At 53.9% G+C, this 18723-nt stretch carries 19 protein-coding genes; 11 read left to right on the top strand and 8 right to left on the bottom strand.

The genetic code is table 11. From position 1 onward, the window contains the following. The 3 genes from J1G34_RS25965 to J1G34_RS25955 form a co-directional block, all read right to left on the bottom strand. Nucleotides 1–586, bottom strand: a 586-nt coding sequence (locus J1G34_RS25965) for an SMP-30/gluconolactonase/LRE family protein (RefSeq protein WP_222994822.1), incomplete at its 3' end; no start/stop codon positions are given. 39 nt (nucleotides 587–625) lie between these two features. Further along, a complete protein-coding gene (locus J1G34_RS25960; protein ID WP_015371102.1) occupies nucleotides 626–1099 on the bottom strand; it encodes a DMT family transporter in 474 nt (157 codons plus the stop codon). Between the two features lie 11 nt (nucleotides 1100–1110). After that, nucleotides 1111–2508 carry an amidohydrolase family protein gene (locus tag J1G34_RS25955; protein WP_053139078.1) on the bottom strand — a complete coding sequence of 466 codons (1398 nt, stop codon included), beginning with the start codon at nucleotides 2506–2508 and terminating at the stop codon, nucleotides 1111–1113. A 145-nt stretch (nucleotides 2509–2653) separates the two neighbouring features. Between J1G34_RS25955 and J1G34_RS25950 the strand changes: the two genes are divergently transcribed. After that, on the top strand, nucleotides 2654–3565 hold the full coding sequence (locus J1G34_RS25950; protein WP_015371104.1) for a LysR family transcriptional regulator: 912 nt from the start codon (nucleotides 2654–2656) through the stop codon (nucleotides 3563–3565). Here J1G34_RS25950 and J1G34_RS25945 read toward each other — a convergent pair. Then, nucleotides 3478–4725, bottom strand: a complete 1248-nt coding sequence (locus tag J1G34_RS25945) for an MFS transporter (protein ID WP_015371105.1) — start codon at nucleotides 4723–4725, stop codon at nucleotides 3478–3480. The genes J1G34_RS25950 and J1G34_RS25945 overlap by 88 nt on opposite strands. Nucleotides 4726–4813: 88 nt before the next feature. Between J1G34_RS25945 and J1G34_RS25940 the strand changes: the two genes are divergently transcribed. The 7 genes from J1G34_RS25940 (at nucleotide 4814) to J1G34_RS25910 (ending at nucleotide 10920) form a co-directional block, all read left to right on the top strand. Further along, complete coding sequence (locus tag J1G34_RS25940) at nucleotides 4814–5608, top strand: AraC family transcriptional regulator (RefSeq protein ID WP_041931406.1); 795 nt, start codon at nucleotides 4814–4816, stop codon at nucleotides 5606–5608. A 117-nt stretch (nucleotides 5609–5725) separates the two neighbouring features. Next, nucleotides 5726–6346 carry a tyrosine-type recombinase/integrase gene (locus J1G34_RS25935; protein WP_015371100.1) on the top strand — a complete coding sequence of 207 codons (621 nt, stop codon included), beginning with the start codon at nucleotides 5726–5728 and terminating at the stop codon, nucleotides 6344–6346. A 616-nt stretch (nucleotides 6347–6962) separates the two neighbouring features. Further along, the gene (locus J1G34_RS25930) at nucleotides 6963–7454 is read left to right on the top strand and encodes a hypothetical protein (RefSeq protein ID WP_065894981.1); all 492 of its coding nucleotides are present in this window, start codon (nucleotides 6963–6965) and stop codon (nucleotides 7452–7454) included. Between the two features lie 55 nt (nucleotides 7455–7509). Continuing rightward, nucleotides 7510–8499 (top strand): hypothetical protein, encoded by a 990-nt coding sequence (locus tag J1G34_RS25925; protein WP_222994821.1) that lies wholly within the window; start codon nucleotides 7510–7512, stop codon nucleotides 8497–8499. Between the two features lie 22 nt (nucleotides 8500–8521). Next, nucleotides 8522–8710 (top strand): hypothetical protein, encoded by a 189-nt coding sequence (locus J1G34_RS25920; RefSeq protein ID WP_222994823.1) that lies wholly within the window; start codon nucleotides 8522–8524, stop codon nucleotides 8708–8710. Between the two features lie 243 nt (nucleotides 8711–8953). Then, complete coding sequence (locus J1G34_RS25915) at nucleotides 8954–9832, top strand: tetratricopeptide repeat protein (protein WP_065894978.1); 879 nt, start codon at nucleotides 8954–8956, stop codon at nucleotides 9830–9832. A 425-nt stretch (nucleotides 9833–10257) separates the two neighbouring features. After that, nucleotides 10258–10920, top strand: coding sequence for a hypothetical protein (locus tag J1G34_RS25910; protein WP_222994820.1), 663 nt, complete (start codon nucleotides 10258–10260; stop codon nucleotides 10918–10920). A gap of 572 nt (nucleotides 10921–11492) precedes the next feature. On the opposite strand, the gene J1G34_RS25905 is transcribed toward J1G34_RS25910, so the two are convergent. From J1G34_RS25905 to J1G34_RS25890, 4 genes are all read right to left on the bottom strand, one after another. After that, nucleotides 11493–11861: a hypothetical protein gene (locus J1G34_RS25905; protein WP_082463679.1), complete on the bottom strand. Its 369-nt coding sequence runs from the start codon at nucleotides 11859–11861 to the stop codon at nucleotides 11493–11495. Between the two features lie 279 nt (nucleotides 11862–12140). After that, a complete protein-coding gene (locus tag J1G34_RS25900; RefSeq protein WP_083203152.1) occupies nucleotides 12141–12887 on the bottom strand; it encodes an AAA family ATPase in 747 nt (248 codons plus the stop codon). A 324-nt stretch (nucleotides 12888–13211) separates the two neighbouring features. Beyond that, entirely contained in the window at nucleotides 13212–14855 is a 1644-nt protein-coding gene (locus J1G34_RS25895; RefSeq protein WP_065883894.1) for a GMC family oxidoreductase, read from the bottom strand. Between the two features lie 256 nt (nucleotides 14856–15111). Next, nucleotides 15112–16071 carry a LysR substrate-binding domain-containing protein gene (locus tag J1G34_RS25890; protein ID WP_234010441.1) on the bottom strand — a complete coding sequence of 320 codons (960 nt, stop codon included), beginning with the start codon at nucleotides 16069–16071 and terminating at the stop codon, nucleotides 15112–15114. Nucleotides 16072–16220: 149 nt separating this feature from the next. Between J1G34_RS25890 and J1G34_RS25885 the strand changes: the two genes are divergently transcribed. From J1G34_RS25885 to J1G34_RS25875, 3 genes are all read left to right on the top strand, one after another. Continuing rightward, entirely contained in the window at nucleotides 16221–17078 is an 858-nt protein-coding gene (locus J1G34_RS25885; protein ID WP_056861411.1) for an SDR family NAD(P)-dependent oxidoreductase, read from the top strand. Between the two features lie 2 nt (nucleotides 17079–17080). Then, complete coding sequence (locus J1G34_RS25880) at nucleotides 17081–17824, top strand: SDR family NAD(P)-dependent oxidoreductase (RefSeq protein ID WP_056861412.1); 744 nt, start codon at nucleotides 17081–17083, stop codon at nucleotides 17822–17824. A 122-nt stretch (nucleotides 17825–17946) separates the two neighbouring features. Beyond that, nucleotides 17947–18528 (top strand): NADPH-dependent FMN reductase, encoded by a 582-nt coding sequence (locus J1G34_RS25875; protein ID WP_065883890.1) that lies wholly within the window; start codon nucleotides 17947–17949, stop codon nucleotides 18526–18528. The last annotated feature ends 195 nt before the right edge of the window (nucleotides 18529–18723 follow it).

Raw genomic sequence — 18723 nt, 5'->3', positions numbered from 1 at the left:
ATACAACCGAATCAGGCTCCACAGCTACAACAACTACCTGTCGCCAATAGCCATGGAGCAAAAAGCGGCATAAACACCGTAATCGGTGTCCGGGATTACTTGACCAGTTCATGGTGGAACCGTCCGGGCTAAAACAGATGCTGTTCGGGATCGCCACTTCGGGAAGGTCCAGCGTTTCAGTCTTGAGCGTCGCGGCATTGAACCGGTGAAATCGCCCTATAGTTTGCACCGCCTCACCGGCATCCATAGTGCTAAACACAAAGTTGCCCATACGGTCGCAGCGGCCATCATTGACCCGGGTTCCGGGTACTCCAGGCGTGATGGTAATTTTGGTGAAGCGAAGAGTACTCAGGTTGTAATAACCTAGGCAGGAGGCCAATCCCATTAGCAATACGTCTGTATTGGTCGTAAGGGCGAACGACCCCAGCGGCTCGGGCACTCGCCAGTGCTGTACTTCACCGCTCACGGGGTCCAGAGCAAGCAGTTCGCAACCAGGGATATCGGTCCAGAACAGGCGTTCCGTTCTTTCACACCAGACAGGGCACTCGCCAAGAAGACTGGTGGTGCCGCTTAGGGTTTTAAACATGGTTGCGTCCTACGAAACAGGATGGGGCAAACAAGGCAGTCAGTTGGAGAAAAGCGCTGACCACCTGTCACCGAACAGGGCGATGGCCAGTCCTGCGAGCATCACCATCGACCCGGCCAACTTGATGAGAGACACCGGCCTTTCCGATGCCCCCATCAATCCGAAATGATCGATAACCAGTGAGGAGATAATCTGACCTGCGATAGCGAGGCCCAGCAGGGCTGACAGGCCGATTTTTGGCGCAAGCACCACATAACTAAGCAAGGCACCGGCACCCAGCAGACCGCCCAGCAGGCTCCACCAGGGCTGGGCAGGTATAGCCGCCAGTGAGGCCACTATCCCGCCACGCATCAATGAAAAGACGCCCAGGCACACCGCTCCGGCAGTAAATGAGAACAGCGCCGCCGCTACGGAATCTCCACCCACACCTTTAGCGAGTTGACCATTCAGCGTGGTCTGCAGGGTAATGCCAAGCCCCGCGGCGATGGCCAGCAGGTAGTAAGCTGCGTTCATTTCGCGCCTCCTTACTTGGCTGACTCAAGCGGCATGAATGTCTCGGCAAAAATATCCGGCTGGTAGCCTGCGGCAGCAAACAGATGCTCACGGGATTCGTCGATTGCTGCACGCAGCCTTTCGCTGTCCACGCCCAGCACCTTGCCGCCGCGCTTGACGATGCGCCCGCCAATCATGACCGTGTCGACATTGCTGCGTTCGGCCGCGTGTACCACGGTGCCGAATGCGTTACCCGACGGGTAAAGGTTGATGTCCTGCGCATTGATAAGGATCAGGTCGGCCTGTTTGCCGGGGGTCAGGGTGCCGACTTTGTCCTGCAATCCTGCACAGGTGGCGCCGTCAAGAGTGGCGGCTTTGAGCAGGCCATGAGCCGGCAGGGTCACCGGATGATGCTCTGCGCCGCAGCAGCGCTGCTGGTGCATGCCCATGACGCGTTGCAGGTAGAACGCCACCCGCATCTCCATGAACATGTCACCGCTATAGGAGGTTTCGTTATCGACACTCAGCCCCGGGCTGATGCCGTGACGCTGGGCCGACTGCATGGCGAACATTCCATCTTCAATGCCGTAGTGGGCATCTGAACGCGGGCATACGTTGACCCGCACGCCAGCCTCGCGAATGATTTTCCAGCCGGCGTCCGGCAGCGCTGTGCAGTGGTTGAAGATGTTATCGGGGCGCAGCAGACCCTCGCGATGCAAACCCTCCAACTCAGCTGCCATGTCCCCGCCGAAGAATTCGGTAATGATAGGCAGCCCCAAGCGCCGGGCCTCAGCCCATAGCTCAGGCTCCAGCTGCGCCATTACCGCCAGCGAGAGCAGCGGGTTGTCACCGTTCTTGACGTATTTCCCCTGGAGACGCTCCAGGTTGCCGGGCCAGTGGGCTTTGTCCCACTCACCAGAAACTGGCGCACCGGAGGCGTGTACAGACCGGATACCAGCATCGAGCAGCGCCTCGACCGCGGCGTCGGAGTGCGCGCCGGTGCGGCTGTTGTGCGAGTTATCGACCACGGTCGTGATGCCCGCATCGATGCACCCCAATGCAGTCAGTAGATTGCCAATATACATGTCAGCCGGGCGATAGTATTTGGCGAACGAGAAGTGCGTTGCGTTGCAGTAGTCTTCCAGGGTTTCGGCATTCGGATTGATTCGACGCAGTTGGCCCTCCCAGGAGTGACGATGCGTATCGACCATGCCGGGCATGGCAATCATGCCGGATGCCTCGATAACCATAGCGTCGCCGGCCTCGATGTTTTCACCTATGGCCGTGATGGTGCTGCCTTCGATAAGGATATCGCCGCGCGCCAGATTGCCGATATCACCGTCCATGCTCAGCACAGTGGCGCCGCGGATAAGGGTGCGGGCGGCCTGAGCGGTCGGGGCCTGCACAATGCTGCGGTTATATTCAGCCATTTTCTGTACACCTCTTCAAATTTCGTTGGAAGCAATGTACGCAATGCGATACTGCGGGAAAAAGATGGTTAAACTGTTTTTATTATTCAATATCTACGAATAATAACGACTTTACCCGATCACTGCTTTGAGGCTGCTAACAGTCATGGACCGTATTCAAGCGATGCAGGTTTTCGTACGTGTGGCTGAAGCAGGAAGCTTTATCCAGGCGGCGCAGACGCTCTCTCTGCCGGCCTCCACAGTTACCAGCAGCGTTAAAAATCTTGAGAAGTACTTGCAGGTACGCCTGCTGAACAGAACAACGCGTCGGGTCAGCCTGACCTCTGAGGGCGCACAATATCTGGCGCAATGCCGGGAAATATTGGAGCTGATCGAACACACAGAGACCAGCCTGACGGATTCCGTAAAACGGCCACAGGGGCGTTTGCGTGTCGATATGCCGGGTGGCATTGCACACTTCATCGTCATGCCAAACCTGCAAGACTTCTACAGGCGCTACCCGGATATCTACCTGATGATAGGCGTCAACGATCGGCAGGTTGATCTGGTTCAAGAGGGTGTCGATTGCGTTATTCGTACAGGCGAGCTCGATGACTCAACGCTCGTTGCGCGCCCACTCGGTCGGTTTCGCTGGGTAACCTGTGCGTCTGCCGCCTATCTCGAAGAGAACGGCACTCCGCAAAATCCGCAAGATTTGTCTCACCACCGGGCCATCCATTACTTCTCGGGCCGCGCAAGGCAAGCAGGTGAAATGCGCTTTGCCCGTGGTACCGAAAAAATCTCAGTCCCGGTGAACGGCACAGCGGCCGTCAACGAGACTGGGCTTTACATCAAAATGTGCCTTGAAGGCTTCGGGCTGGTGCAGCTCGCTGAGAACGTGGTCAGCGAGCATCTGCGAGAAGGGCGACTGGTCGAAGTGCTTGCTGACTGGCAGCCCGCATCGGTTCCTGTTCACCTGCTATACCCGCATCAGCGCTTTTTATCGCCAGCTGTGAGCGCATTCGCTGACTGGATTGCTGGGCTTGTTCGCGACGATGATTCAGCAGATTCAAGTTGAACGTTGCGCCCGGCCAGCATGCCGGTGAATGCTCCGGCTACGGAGATGGCGGCTGTGATCAGCAGCGGTCCTGTCCAGCCACCGGTCCAGTCGTGCAGTTGGCCCAGCAGCAAGGGGCCTGCGGCTGCCATCAGGTAGCCGACGCACTGCGCCATTCCTGAAAGTGCCGCCGTGTCACCGGCATTTTTTGTGCGCAAGCCGATGAAGGTCAGGCCGAGCATCATGCTGGCACCAGAGCCGAAGCCCAGGACCGCGGCCCACAACATGGCGTAGTCTGGCGCGTAAATGAGCCCGATCAGGGATGAGGCGGTTAACAGGCTGACGGTAGCGGCTGCCAGTTTCTGGTCTTTGAGACGACGAAGCGTGGCCGCCAGAATCAAGCCGGGAATGGCCGTCGTCAGTTGAAGCGTGCCGTGTACCGTGCCTGCTTGCTCCGGGGATATGCCATGGTCCATCAGAATGGTCGGCAGCCAGCCGACGGCGACATAAAAAGGCATCGCGTTCAGCCCCATGAACAGTGTGACCTGCCATGCCAGCGGCGAACGCCAGACGGCCACGGTTGGCGCTTGTTTCGGACCTGACAGATTTACGTGTTCGTGTTTTTTCAACTGCGGCAGCCACACCACCAGCGCCAACAACGGGGCTGCGACCAACAAACTCAGGGCAATCGGCCATCCCCATGATTGGGTCAGCGGAACTATTACGGCTGAACCGACAGCGCCCGCTGCACCCATGGTGATGGAATAAGCGCCGGTCATGGACGCCATTTTTGTCGAGAAGTCGCGTTTGATCAGGCCGGGCAGCAGCACGTTGCCCAGGGCGATCCCAGTGCCTATCAATATCGTACCGGCGTACAACACCCATGCGCTGCCTGCGGAGCGGAGCAGGATGCCCGCTGAAATGACCAACAGTGCACCGAAAAGCGTGCGCTCGATGCCGAACCTGCGGGCGACCGATGCGCTGAGCGGGGAGAAGGCTGCAAAGGCAAGTAATGGCAGTGAAGTAAGCAGGCCTAGAGCTGAGGCGCTCAAGCCAAAATCATTCTGGATCAGCGGCAAAACGGGCGCGATGCTGGTAAAGGGAACGCGCAGGTTCACGGCGATAAGCAGAATGCCTGCGACGAGCGCGATGGCATGCCACTTGTTTTTTGTATCTGACATATTCTTTATCTGTCCTCTTAAAAGAAGACAACTGTAGAGAACTTCAGAACCGGCTAATATAGATATCAAGACACCTGATATCTAAATTATGCCAAGCTCAAAAAATGTCGTTTCCTCGCCGGAAGATTTCGATTCAGACCTTTTCGCCCAGGCAGCGATTGCCCTCAAGGTTGCGCCTGACCTCAATGATTCGGGTGCCCGTCCGCATGATCATCGCAAAGGCCAGCTCATCCTGTCTTTGCATGGCGCAGTGAGCTGTGAGGTGCAAAATGCACTCTGGCTTGTCCCTCCCCAGCACGCCGTATGGATCCCGGGCGGCACGCCGCACAGTTGCCGAGTGACCGAAAACGCCCGGACCTGCTTTCTGTTCGTTGAGCCCGGTGCGGCAGCCATGCCTGAAGAATGCTGCACGGTTGCCATTACGCCCCTTGTTCGGGAGATGGTCCTGCATCTCGCTGAACAGGAACCTGCTTACCATTCCGAGGGCAAGACAGCTCGGCTGGTTGCAGTGCTGCTTGAGCAGCTTTCCGATGCCCCGCTGAAAGAGCTGCATTTGCCGATATCAGACCACCCCAAGATCAAACAAATCGCGGATACGCTCTTCTCAGATCCAGGCGACCGAACCACGTTGCGCGAGTGGGCCACTCGGCTTGCAACCAGTGAACGAACGCTGGCCAGGCTTGTAGAAAGCACGACCGGGCTGAGCTTCGGACGCTGGCGTCAACAATTGCATTTGATGATCGCACTGAGTCATTTGGCGGAGGGGGTATCCGTGCAACGTGTGGCGGGCATCCTGGGATATGACTCTGTTAATGCATTCATCACTATGTTCAAGAAAGCACTGGGTAAACCGCCTACTCAGTATTTTTCCTCTCTGCGCTAGTGCTCTGCTGGCTGATACAAAGCGCCGAGGCTGTAGAACGATCTGTCTGCTATTGGCCGGTTAGCGACCGTCGCTCTGATTAGCCATCCTTGTCTTTCCACACGTGGAGGACTTGTCATGAACATCATCGCTACCTGCGGCCGTCAGCCCTGGAACAAAGGAAAACTAGTCGGGCAGAAAGCCCCACTCCGACTGAGAGATATCTGGGCCATCCGAGTAAGGCTTCAAATTGCGAAAAGAACCCGGGATCTGGCTCTCTTCGATCTGGCCATCGACAGTAAGCTTCGAGCCTGCGACTTAACCAAGCTCCGCGTGCGTGATGTCGCCCATGGCGAGCACGTATCATCACGAGCCATGGTGATGCAGCAGAAAACGCAGCGACCAGTGCAGTTTGAGATCACTGAGCAAACACGGTCAGCTCTCGTGGCCTGGATACATCAGGCACAACTTCGCAGCGAGGACTGCCTTTTTCCTAGCCGGCTACATACCTCAGACCATCTATCCACTCGTCAATACGCTCGTATCGTCAAAGGCTGGGTGAAAGCCGTAGGCCTTGATCCAGCCATGTATGGCACTCACACAATGAGACGTACGAAGGCATCACTAATCTATCGCAGAACGAAGAACCTACGGGCGGTTCAGTTGCTGCTCGGCCATACGAAGCTGGAGAGCACTGTTCGATATCTGGGTATTGAGGTCGATGACGCCCTGGAGATGGCGGAACAGACTGAGGTTTGATCATGCATAGCGACGGTCGAAGTCAGGCCGTCGCTAACCGGCCAATTGCAGACCGTGGATGTGTCTGGAAAACCGAGGTCGATTCATTGTCCTGCGCACTACTCGGCGGCAGAGGATTAGAAGTCGATGGTCCGCCGTGTCAGGTCGAGTACCACTATATCTACACCTCCCTGCTGGAATGCCTTGCACCGTTGCTCCAGCATGTCCTTCATGACGGATGGCGAGCTGGGTCTTGCAGTCTTGCCCCCTGGGCTGGTGAGGATATGTTTGCGATTCGCCTGCCTGCCAAACCACAACACCAGATAGATACCCTTGCCTCTTGCCCGGTTAGGAGCTTCCTGTTTCCAAGGGAATAATAGCGGTGCTTAAGAGGCTACCGACCTGAAGTTGCACACTTTAAGCAGATTGAGCTTAGCGGACGGATTGAGAGTCGAGGAGAAACTCACAGAGTTTTTAGCTATTGGACCGCACCACCAGCACCGACGCCTGCCAAGGTAGGCTGAGCGCCAATCCGAAGCCACCGTTGTTGTTCCGTCGCCAGTAACGCTCGATTCGGTATTATGGGGAGCAACGGAACAACCTGCCAACGCTACGCCTGCGGAGTCAACGAAAAATAATGGATATCACATGGGTGGAAATTGCCTTTGGCACAATCGTGATCTTTGCTCAGGGCCTTTCACTGTGGTTCATGTATTTTTTGTTTAAAAAGCTGAAAAAGCCTAAGCTTGCTGCCCCAGCCTATTCACCGGGCACTGGCCTTGATGGGAAAGCGTTCCCGGTGTTATCGACGTTTACTGGATTGCGTGGTGTTCCATGGATTGCGGTGGCAACCAATAGTTTGAGTCCAGTATTCCGCCTTGACGGGAAACAGTTGATTTACCGAGTCATACGGCAACGGCAACGACTATTAAGCGATGTTTTGCGGGTGGACACGCGCAGTGCATATGGGACCTTCAACTTGGTTTTTGAGTTCGCCGATTCACCATTTACGTTCATCGTTAACCTCGGGAGCCCATTACGGGTCACCTATGTCCTTTCAATACTTCCTCCCAATATCCCGTTATCTGAACGAGCTCAAGCGGCCCGGATAATGAAGGTGGATCAATGAATGGTTGGACGTTTTCGATTGAAAGCCATTACAACTAGCCAGGGATGCCGTGACCATGAACAAAGGCTTCTACCGTGCAGACAAACAACTGCCTCTCAGCCCTTCGTACTCGCTAGCTCCAGGCCTGGTAAAAGTCTGCGGTACCGTGGTGCTCAAAGAGTCTCGTTTTTCTCCGGTAGATGGCGTGCCCTGTGCGGGGTATTCACTGCAGATCCAGGAGAGCTACCGCAATAAAGATGATGAGGACGAATGGCGGACGGTATTTACCGATGCCCAGTGCAATGACTTTACCCTCAAAGATACCCACGGCTGTGTGGATGTCCTCGCCGAAGGTATTGCGTTGTTCTCAGGCCAGGTGCCGCAACTGGGAGATTATCGTTACACCGCAGGTCCTCGCCGCCGGCAAGGAGAGATTCTGCTCAGCGAAAGCCTGGAGGTCGTCGTGATTGGCGCCGCTATCCAGCGCAACGGCAAAATCGTGATTGCTCAGGGCGAACAAGCCGGTGCAGTGTTCGGCGTAGAACGGCTACGTAGCGTAAAAAATCACCGCGTCGCTGTCCCGGCGTGGCGTGCCCTCGGTGTGTGTGGGGCCTTGGTGGCGCTGTTCAGCCTTGCGCTGCTGGTTATTGATAAGTCGCAATGGGCCCAGTGGCAATTGCCCAGCCGCGAGACGTTCCAGCAGATGAGCGCATTGGGGCCGTTCTACGAATGCGTGGCTTTATTGTATCAGCGCCAGGGGGCATCGCTGCCGTTGATGGCTGCTTTCGGTTGGACGGGGATGGTTTTAGTGCTGATGGGGGGCGCTCGGTTGCTGCTCTATCGAGATATCCAAAGGGTGGTGCAGCCCATACTCATTGGCTGGTGGGTGGTGGGAGTCATCGGCGGCGCTCTGGTGACCTGGGCGCTGGTGGTGGTTGAGCTTGATCCGTTCAAGGCCTTTTTGATCTGGCTGAGTGTGATCATCGTTGCCCTGGGCTTTTCCATAACCCAACAACTGGCCTTGCGGGCGTTGGTGGCAAGCATCCTCAAGAGCGTATCTCCCTAAGGAAACTCTGAAAAAAAGATCGATGACAAACACCAACAGCCACGCCGCCTTGATCGAGGCCGCAGACAACGAACTGGATGCGCTGCGCCGTGACGCAGAACGGTATTGCGTGCGGATCGAAGAAGGGACCACCGTGCACCGTGCCGGTGGGGGGGACCTCTGGTGCGACAAGCGCCTTCCAGCCGCGAAAGATCCAGCAGCCAAGAGTTAAGGGAATTATCGACCGCTTTACCCCGAGCCCTGGCCGTCACAAAACCACAGGCGCAAAACCTCGGTGTCGCTCGCATCGATATGCACAACCACCCTCCGCTGCGCAGCTCAACGTCTCGAACCTTGATGCGACGACGCAACAGCGGTGAAAACTATAATCGACTTCTTCTTGCCCGATATGGGCAGAATGATCGGGAACTGATCACGACTCCGCCGTTGTACCCACCTTTCAAGGACGTTGCTTATGACAAGCTATCCACGCTGGTTGCTCTATGTGACTCTCGGCTTTACTTCCCTGACCGCGCATGCGGTTCAAGCCGACGACGCACTGCCTTTCACGGTCGAGGCTGCCGATGGCTATGAGCAGGAAATTGCGCTGACCAAAAAGGCCGAAGAAGGCGATATTTCCGCAGCTTTTAATCTGGGCTACACCTATTACATCCGACAGGATTATCCCGGCGCCATACGCTGGTATGACAGGGCTGCGGAGCTAGGCAACGACCGCGCGGCTTTCGAGATCGCGATCATTTACCGTGATGGCCTGTTAGGCGAACCCGACCAGAAGAAAATGATTCAGTACCTGACGCTCGCCACCAAGCACGGCCTGGACCTGGCGAACATTGAGCTCGCCGCCAGCTATTTACAGGGAACCGGCGTCAAGCAGGACGTGAAAAGCGCCATGTACTTTTACGAAAAGGCGGCCAAAAATGGTAATGCTGAAGCCCAGTTCGCTTTAAGCAAGCTCTATTGGAGCGCCGACCGAGGCGTCGAGGACTCCTTCGCCTTGGCTGGTGGGCAACTCGATGAATGGGACGCGCGCTACAGCAGCGACGATCGCAAAGCCGGATATTGGCTATGCCAGTCGGCCCAACAAAACTATGCCCCCGCACAGTACGCGCTGAGCTACGCGTACGGATTTGGGCAAGGGGATATCCCCTTGGATCAAAAGCAGCGACAGCTCTGGTTGCGCAAAGCCGCGGCCAATGGATCGGAAGAGGCACAGCAACAGATCGCGTACTCCAGCGTTGCCTGGTACACCGCCGCCGAGCGCTGGGTCAAGGAGTTGTTCGAGACCACGCCTGAGCCGACGTGTCCGAATGATGCAGGGGTGTTGAAGGGCTGATTGGGCGGTTCTGAGTGCAACACCGAGCTATTGACGTGCGACCTGGCACTGCTACCAGCGCGCAACTGATCATTCTATCGAAAAATCGCCAGATGTTATTGAAAAAGTCGTTTCGTAGGAAATAACATTAGTTGCTCTATATTAATCCCCGCCTCATAGTTACCGGGATGATCGGGGCAGTTCTGATGAATGAACTGACTCGATCCCTCAACTCGAATATCTTATGTAGTATTGCCCGCCAGAATCGAAAAACAAGAAAATTTACCACTGACCACACGCTAATATTAGATAAGGGATGCGATGAAAAACCTCAGAAGTTACGATCCAATATGGATGGGTGTTCTGACTGGATTGGCGGCTCTAGTTTTATGGTATTTCGCGAGCCTTGCAATTGAAAAACAAGTGATACCTGCAGCGGATAAGGTTTGGCCTTTTTTTCTGCCGGCATTGGCGCTTTCGCGGGCTCATACTTCGCCTTCTTATTTCGTAAACATAAGGAAGAGCAAATAAATCTCAAAAAGAGAAAAAGTGCGTTGGATGCATGTTTATTTACATTGGCGCGGCAGTACAACGCATTGTATCAAATTAAAGAAACTTACGATGCTTTCCCGGAAATTGTAGAAAGGGCGATCTCTATGCCTGCTATTAAATTTCCCGAATATAAAGATGTAAGAATTGATTTTGATAGTCTTAACTTCTTGTCAGATATCGAAAAAATTGCCCATCCCCTCAATCTGACCACAGAACAAGAACGTTTTGAAGCAGCTTTAAGAAGCGTAGAAATCAGAGCTAAATTTCATGCGGAAAAACTTCAACCCGCCATTGAGCAGCACAATATTAACGGACGCGAGCTATCTGGCGACGAACTAGAGATAGTGCTGGGAGAACTATTATTTAACACTGCGATAAATTACGTCCAATACACCTATAGGCACCTTTATGATAGTTTAATTTCCATTGATGAAATCCATCAGAAAACTTGGAAAATTGCCAAGTCTCTCTTTCCCGAAAAAAATTCCTGCCCTCAAAATCACAAATGGACGAACTTAACAAGAATGGACTGTTCAATCCGCCAGAATGACAATTGAAATTAATGTAAATAATGATTTTATTGTGCTTCGGTGTCGCCGGGTTTAGCTGCACTACCTCATCGCCACTTAGGTCATTGATCTGTTGCAGGCGTGATTGCAATATTTCTAACTCGCTCATTGCTCAAATTTGCGCAACTTACTTAAATAGAACCAAAGCCCAATATTCTACGGAATAATGCCCATCAGTTGCGGCGGAATCCGCAGGGCAGCGAGCTGTTCATGAAAGGATCCTATTGGCCGAAAGTTAACGGCACGACTGACCGCTTTTGGCCGATTCTGTTGAAAAAGTCGGGCGTGGTTTTCGCCACAGAAAAATCCGCGCCTGAGATCAAAATCTAAAAACGGCGCAGAGGTATTCGGACTCGGATTTCACGCAGCAGCGCATAAAAAAGACGTTTTTGTCGATCCGTATTCTGGCTGCTTGAGAAAACCGACTTTTTCAACAGAATCGGCCGATTACTGCCGCTCGTGACGGGCAGCTATCGGCCAAAAGCAGTCGTTCACGGGAGGCGGCTCTCGACCCACAGCAGTAATCTCGCATTGATTTAAAGCAATGCCTCCTGCCCATCCTAAAATCGTGATGGCAGTTCATTTCCGGCCTGGGCATCCGAAAAGACCTCATCTGGATCTGCCTGACACCAATATCTGAAAAGTAGGCGAGGCTCGATATTTCCGAAATATTGATCCACGATGCTCTCGGGGCGCACGACCAATTTAGGTTCTGGCCATTGCTGGGCTAAAACACCTAATGGTTTGCCAGATGAATAAACAACCCAAGTGGCCTTGCCTCCACTGATACGAGGTAGGTAGTCCATATCTTGTATCACTTCGATCAAGGTGCGCAGTGTTGCTGATTGATCGAATGTGATCGATATTGCATGACTTTCCAGATCATCTCCCGCATGAACGCTATCTCGATCAACGGCAACTACCAACATGACTGCTCCTTTTAGTGGTGTGCTTTCACCAGATCGATCAGCGTAGAGACATCAGCGGCTAACTGTCGAGTGCGCTTCTAGCCGAAACCTGCCGTACCAGGCTACCGCTTTCGGCAAGAAGTGGCCATTCTCCTCAAAATCGGCGGCATCTCGATCTACGCTAAACAAGGCAATAATGCCGTCGTACTTATTAAGCCGCGATCGGCAACAATTCATTTTTTTGCGCCAGCGATCTTGATAAACGCTCTAGCCATCGATGTTCTTCAGTGCCTGAACTAACTAAAAATCATGCTTTTCATCAAATAGTTTGCTCATAAAGCTTTCAGGGTTAGCAAAGTAACTTTTCATAATTAGGTAGTTTTCAGTTTCTGAATATTCCTTCTCTACCAATCCACTATTGGTAAACTCCCAAATTCTGGCGCCCGGGTAAGCAATTAAAATTGGTGAGTGAGTTGCAATTATGAACTGCGAATTTTGTTTTGCGAGTTCCGCTATACGTACCAGCAGAGATAATTGGCGTTGGGGAGATAGCGCAGATTCAGGCTCGTCTAGTAAATACAATCCGTTTCCTCCGAATCGATGTAAAATCAGATCCATAAAAGCCTCCCCATGAGACCTCGTATGAAGATCGTTTCCCCCGTATGAGTCCTTAATAGCTGGCCCGCCAGGTCCGCAATCCAACTTATTCATCTCTGTAATTACATTATAAAAACTTTCTGCGCGATAAAAATAGCCATCTCGAGGTCGCTTTGCTGTGCGTGACAAGCGCAATGCCTTGGACAGTAGGGATTTTTCATCGCTGGAAGAAAACTTGAAATTCTTACTGCCTCCCTCATGATTAAAGCCACATGAAACTGCAATAGCCTCTAAGAGGGTTGACTTACCGCTACCGTTTTCTCCAACGAAAAAATTTATCACGGGATGAAGCTCGATTTTGCTAATTGATTGAATTGAAGGCAAATAGAAGGGGAAATTATTCTCTTCTCTATAGTTCTCTAAGATTTCAATTCTCTTAATGTAAGGCATTAACTTCCTGGCTTTATTTATCTTATTTGATGGTTGTAGTTATATGTGTGATACTTAGGGTAATTATAAATAGTCTTTCTGTAGTTTGGCTCTTTTTTATAAGCACTAGATATGTCCGACATAAAAATAAACCATTCTTGGCTCGCGCCGCAGTTGCGGCGCTGTTTCGGCCAAACTTCTAATTTGCAATTTATCGTCTATTGACGGCGTTTGCTCAACGGTCTCCGTATATTTTATTCAATTTCAGATTATGGTTCTTATTGCAGAGTTCGGCTTTAGCGATCCAATCATTGATGCTCCAGTTTTACGCTGCGTTCGGGGATATTATCGAGTCAGGTGGGCACCAATGCGTTCGGCTAGCATGATAGTAGTAAGATTTGTCGCCACCGATGGGATATCCGGGATGATAGAGGCATCCACAACACGCAGTGCCGCGATACCTCGCACCGCGCCCCAATTGTTGACTACGGCGGCCTTGTCACCGTCCGCGCCCATCGGCACGCTCGACGTGGGGTGCTGATAGCCGGCGACATTGTTTACGATGTTTTGTCGCAAAGCCTTGCCTTCAAGTACGCTGCTACCCGGTGTCATTTCATGGTCAACCAAGTCAGCAAACGGTGCACTGCGGCCAATCTTGCGAGACAGTTCTACAGCTTCGACCATGCGATCCAAGTCATTTTCCTGTTCAAAAAAGTTGTACCGAATGTTCGGCGCAACTCGGGGGTCACGGCTGGTCAAGCGTACGCTACCGTTGGATTTAGGTAATGTGACGGCGCATGCCAGCACTATCGCACCGCCGGTAGGGCTTGCCTTTGGGTCGATCAGGTGTGTACCGGAGATATGTAAGTCCAGATCGTCCGGTGCGGCGTGTTGCGAACGAGTCCAGGCGATGGCGCCGCCGGCTGGGGTCATAGCAATTGCGGAGGTCTTCAGCGCGTAGACGTTGAAGAAAAACGGATGTTCTTGCAACCGTTCACCTACCGGTAGATCAGCGACGGTGGCGATTCCCATCTCGCGAAGATGGCCTTGTGGGCCGATACCGGAGCGTAGCAGGATAGCGGGGCTGCCTATGGCACCGGCCGACAAGATTACTTCGCCGGCTGGAACTATCTCGCCGTCTACTAGCAATACACCTATGGCGCGTTCTCGTTCTATCAGGACGCGGTCGGCTTCAGCGTGGCCGCGGATAGTGAGGTTGGCGCGAGCCCGCACGTCTGCACTCAGGTAAGCCATGCCGGTATTGATTCGGGTGCCGTTGATGACATTCAACGGGTAGGGACCTACGCCGTGCTGGCGCGCGCCGTTGAAGTCATCCACGAGCGGCAGTCCAACTGACTCGGCAGCCGCCACGAAAGCACGCATTGAGATAGTATTCTGCGCAGCAGTGCGCTGACGCACTGGAAATGGGCCGGTACGGCCATGCCATGCATCTTCGCCAGTTGGCGTGTTTTCCATCGTTCGGTAGGCGGACAGCACTTCCGGCCAAGCCCAACCTTCGATTCCGCGTCCGGCCCAGCGCGCAAAGTCGGCAGGACGCGCACGCATCGCCACAGCAGCATTGACCGCGGAGCTACCACCGATCACTCGGCCGCGTGGGATGGCTATGTCGTGACCTATCCGAGCTGAGTCGTCACTATGGTAATGCCAGTCGTATTCGGGAGAGGCGGCAACTAGGTCGGCGTTCGTCAGCACTGCTGGATACCGGTCGGGCGCAAAGTCGGGACCTGCGTCGAGCAGCAGCACACTGCGCAGCGGGTCGGCACTGAGACGTGCTGCAAGGACGGCACCGGCAGATCCACCACCGACGATCACCACGTCAAACTGCTTGCCAGTCCGAGGGGTCTCTTTAGTTTTACTAGAGCTGCGCGTTGCACTAGAGGCAAACGTAGCAGCGCCTGCCGTCATTGCAACCAGCACTGCCTGTGCTCCCAAAGCTATCGCGCCGCGTCGTGTGATTGTCAAAGTCATAGATTCCAGATCAGGTATCGTTAGTGCCGTCGAGGATGAGAGGCAAGAAACCATGGTAGGAACGCGTACCTGACCCAGCAAGACGGGGTTTCTGGAATCTGTGTCCGGTGGAATGGACGTCGAGAACTCCCCCTATCTTCGGCGCCTACCCGCTCGGTAGTGCCGCCGTAGTTGCTGTATTCGGTAAAAAAATGTGCTGTATTCACGGAGAAGCCGCTGCAACGATTTGCCCAGCGTATTAAGGATGGCTTTACAGCTAGAGGATCTTGGGAAACTCCGAAGCCAAGTGATCCAAGAAAACACGTACTGACGGCAGTAATCCTTTGCGGGAAGGTACCAGTGCAGTGATCCTGGCATCGCCAGCTATCCATTCGGGCAGAACTCGATGAAGCTCACCACGCGCAACGGCCGCCCGCGCGATGTAACTCGGCAGGGCCACAATCCCAAGCCCGCTGATAGCTGCATGTTGCAGGCTGAGCATGTCCTCGCTTTGCAGCCGCGGCATGATGGGCACAGCAATTTCTTCGATCGATAAAGTGACATGGCGCAACCGCCAGTTCATGGGGGCATTAGCTCGCGCAAAGAAAATCGAGGCGTGGCTGCTTAGCTCCGCTGGCGTGGCCGGTGCGCCATGTTCGGCCAGATAGCTTGATCCGGCGAACAGAAACCAGGGAGCGACCCCGAGCATGCGCTGGACAAGATCGGAGTCCGGCAATGGAGCCTCATGCGCCCGGATGGCGACGTCGTAATTTTCGCCAACAATATCGATGGTTCGATCGGCTGCATGAGCGACCATATTGATCTTGGGATAGACACGAAGGAAGTCAGCGATCATGCCCGCCATGGCGAAATTCATGGTCGCGACTCCAGCGGTACACCGGATGGTCCCGACGGGCTCCAACAACCGCTGACGCACTGACATTTCTGCCATCTCCGCTTCTCGCAGCGCGGCCAGCGCGTGCTGGTAAAACTCTTCTCCTGCCTCGGTCATACCGAAGCGACGCGACGTTCGGCTGAGCAAACGCACACCTAATTCGCCCTCCAATTGTTGCATGCGGTGGCTAAGCGTTGACTTGGGCATACCGGTACTTGCAACTGCGGCAGTAAACCCACCGCGATCGACCACATTGACAAAAATAAACAGATCGTTCAGGTCCAGCCGATTCACGTATGGCCCAATCATAGGAAGGCAATTTTTAATCTTGAAGAGTTCCAAGGGTACCGTCTAGAACTATGTGGTTATTTGGCAATGTTTCGCTGGGAAGGAGCGTCCAATGAGCGGGAAGTTGAATCTGGCCAAACCGGCTTGTTGGGGGGAGGCCCAATACCTAACATCCGGTGAATAGCCAAACCCCGGAGCAGAGAATGAAATCAATAAATGGCAAAGTCGTCCTCGTTACTGGTGCCTCATCGGGATTGGGGCGCGAGTTAGTGCATCAACTGCTGGAAAAAGGTGCGCTAGTCGCAGCCACCTTTCGCAAGCAAGAAGAAGTGGATTTCTATAACGGTAAACATGCTGCGCAGGGCATGGGCGTTTTGGTAGACGTGACAGACGATGTGGCGGTCAAAACGGGTGTGGCCCAGGTGCTGGATCACTTTGGACGTATCGACATTGTCGCCAACTGTGCGGGTGCTGGCACAGTGGGTGCAGTTGAAGAAATGACGGATCGAGAAGCGCGGCGTGTATTCGATCTGAATTTCTTTGGCGGCCTGAACATCATTCGCGCTGTAACCCCTGCGATGCGCAAGCAGCGCAGCGGGCACATCATTCAATTCTCCGCAATCGGTGGCTTCATTGGCTACCCGGGCATGGGCGTGTACTCGGCCGCTAAGGGCGCTACTGACATCCTGGGGGAAGCACTGGCAGGTGAACTTGCACCCTTTAACATCGCCACGACTGTGTTGACCATCGGTGTATTCGAGACCCAATTTGCGGGTCGCTCACTGGCTTACGTCGAGCAAAAAATCGATGACTATGAAGGCACACCCGTCGGTAAGTTCCGTGTAGCTATAGGTGGTCTGCAAGGTAAGCAGCCGAATGTTCCAGGAAAAGGGGCTTTGGCGATTATCAACCTGATGGAGGCGGATCATCCACCCGTACACGCGGCCTTGGGTGCCGATGCGATGGGCGGAATGCGTGCAAAAATGGCCAAAGTCGAGCAGGAACTTGTCCAGTGGCAGGGCAACGCAACCTCTACAGAACGCAGCATCAACGGAATCTGATCATGCGAATGACCAACAAAGTTGTACTGATTACCGGCGCATCGCGCGGGCTCGGATTATCCCTGGCACGTCGTTTTGCCAGAGAGGGGGCTTCCGTTGCGTTGACGTACAACACTGACGCTGCCGCAGCCGACCGAAATGTCGAGGCTCTCGTTGCTGAGGGCGCTCAAGCAATGGCCATCGGGGGAGACATCAGCGACCCGGACGCTGTCAAAGCCATATTCGCAGCAGTGCTGGCTCGATTTGGGCGCATCGATATTGTCGTGGCCAATGCCGGGCGGGAGCTTATCGACACACCGATCACGGAAATCGATAACGCGATGTTCGAGGCTGTCACCAAAACCAATGTGTTTGGCACCTTCTATACGCTTCGCGAAAGTGCGCGCCATGTTACCGATGGTGGACGCATCATCGTGATTTCGTCCACTACGACGATCGTACCGAACGCAGGCTTCACCGCGTATGCCGGAAGCAAAGCCGCCGGCCGGCTTTACGTTGAATGTCTCGCGCAGGAAATGGGCAAGCGTAACGTCACGGTGAACGGTGTGGTACCGGGGCCGCTACGTGACGCCGGTGTCATCGCAAACCTTCAGGAAAATGACTATCAGGCATTGGCACAGTTGTCGCCATTTGCGCGCTTGGGCTCTGTCGCCGATGTCGAAGGCGCCGTGCTTTTCCTGGCAAGTGACGATGCAGCTTGGATTTCCGGTCATCACCTGGTTGTCAACGGCGCCGCCAAAGTATAGGGCAGACCCACATGACCAGGCGGTGGGGCAGTCCTCATCGTTCGGCCACCGTTCGACGTCCGTTTTTTTGTTCTTTTCAAATTGATTACCCCCTTTAAAGCCACTTAAATCAAGGTCCCATCATGTCGCCTAAAAAGATTGCCGTCATTGTCGGCAGCCTGCGCAAAGAGTCGTTGAACCGCCTATTTGCTCAAGAAGTAATCGCGCTTGCGCCACCGAGCCTTTTATTAGAAATAGTCGAGATCAATGAACTGAATCTGTTTAACCAAGACTTGGAAGAAAACGGTAAGAGTGCCCCTGAAGCCTGGACTCGTTTTCGCCAAAATATGGCGTCGAAAGATGGAGTACTGTTTTTCACTCCCGAATACAACAGGTCAGTTCCTGGTGTATTGAAGAACGCCATTGATATTGGTTCTCGCCCTTACGGCGAGTCTGTGTGGGCAGGCAAACCCGCAGCTATCGTAAGCGTATCGCCCGGTGCCAGCGGCGGCTTCGGTGCTAACCATCATTTACGTCAGTCTATGGTATTTCTGGACATGCCACTTTTGCAGCAGCCGGAAGCGTATATCGGTGGGGCGACAAGGCTACTGGGGCCAGGCGGAAATTTGAATGACGACGGAACTACTCAGTTCTTGAAAAAATTCATTGACGCCTTTGCTGCATGGGTCGAAATCAATACCGCCAAGTCAACGGGTTTAATCTAGGGTGCTAGAAACTCTCTGCTTTGGCTGATCTAAGGCGTTGTATGAGTCGTCTCAGGTTTCACGTACGGCCTTAGTGTCCGCTAATGGCCGGGAGCTGCGGTACGCAACTGAAAGCTTCCGGCCCAAAAAAGCGGCTCCGAATCGCCGAATGAAGGCTAAGAAACCTGATCACCTATCACTATGATGGGTGCTCCG

It is taken from the genome of Pseudomonas sp. Wu6 (assembly GCF_019891515.1).
Lineage (GTDB): Bacteria > Pseudomonadota > Gammaproteobacteria > Pseudomonadales > Pseudomonadaceae > Aquipseudomonas > Aquipseudomonas orientalis_A.
The sequence above is the reverse complement of the archived record's forward strand: the minus strand, read 5'-3'. Positions and strand labels throughout refer to the sequence as shown.

What these genes read in the sequence shown, in the direction of transcription:
- J1G34_RS25900 (WP_083203152.1), bottom strand. Translation starts at nt 12,887, where the DNA reads ATGCCTTACATTAAGAGAATTGAAATCTTAGAGAACTATAGAGAAGAG.
- J1G34_RS25950 (WP_015371104.1), top strand. Translation starts at nt 2,654, where the DNA reads ATGGACCGTATTCAAGCGATGCAGGTTTTCGTACGTGTGGCTGAAGCA.
- J1G34_RS25925 (WP_222994821.1), top strand. Translation starts at nt 7,510, where the DNA reads ATGAACAAAGGCTTCTACCGTGCAGACAAACAACTGCCTCTCAGCCCT.
- J1G34_RS25960 (WP_015371102.1), bottom strand. Translation starts at nt 1,099, where the DNA reads ATGAACGCAGCTTACTACCTGCTGGCCATCGCCGCGGGGCTTGGCATT.
- J1G34_RS25880 (WP_056861412.1), top strand. Translation starts at nt 17,081, where the DNA reads ATGCGAATGACCAACAAAGTTGTACTGATTACCGGCGCATCGCGCGGG.
- J1G34_RS25940 (WP_041931406.1), top strand. Translation starts at nt 4,814, where the DNA reads ATGCCAAGCTCAAAAAATGTCGTTTCCTCGCCGGAAGATTTCGATTCA.
- J1G34_RS25915 (WP_065894978.1), top strand. Translation starts at nt 8,954, where the DNA reads ATGACAAGCTATCCACGCTGGTTGCTCTATGTGACTCTCGGCTTTACT.
- J1G34_RS25930 (WP_065894981.1), top strand. Translation starts at nt 6,963, where the DNA reads ATGGATATCACATGGGTGGAAATTGCCTTTGGCACAATCGTGATCTTT.
- J1G34_RS25895 (WP_065883894.1), bottom strand. Translation starts at nt 14,855, where the DNA reads ATGACTTTGACAATCACACGACGCGGCGCGATAGCTTTGGGAGCACAG.
- J1G34_RS25905 (WP_082463679.1), bottom strand. Translation starts at nt 11,861, where the DNA reads ATGTTGGTAGTTGCCGTTGATCGAGATAGCGTTCATGCGGGAGATGAT.
- J1G34_RS25875 (WP_065883890.1), top strand. Translation starts at nt 17,947, where the DNA reads ATGTCGCCTAAAAAGATTGCCGTCATTGTCGGCAGCCTGCGCAAAGAG.
- J1G34_RS25945 (WP_015371105.1), bottom strand. Translation starts at nt 4,725, where the DNA reads ATGTCAGATACAAAAAACAAGTGGCATGCCATCGCGCTCGTCGCAGGC.
- J1G34_RS25885 (WP_056861411.1), top strand. Translation starts at nt 16,221, where the DNA reads ATGAAATCAATAAATGGCAAAGTCGTCCTCGTTACTGGTGCCTCATCG.
- J1G34_RS25935 (WP_015371100.1), top strand. Translation starts at nt 5,726, where the DNA reads ATGAACATCATCGCTACCTGCGGCCGTCAGCCCTGGAACAAAGGAAAA.
- J1G34_RS25920 (WP_222994823.1), top strand. Translation starts at nt 8,522, where the DNA reads ATGACAAACACCAACAGCCACGCCGCCTTGATCGAGGCCGCAGACAAC.
- J1G34_RS25955 (WP_053139078.1), bottom strand. Translation starts at nt 2,508, where the DNA reads ATGGCTGAATATAACCGCAGCATTGTGCAGGCCCCGACCGCTCAGGCC.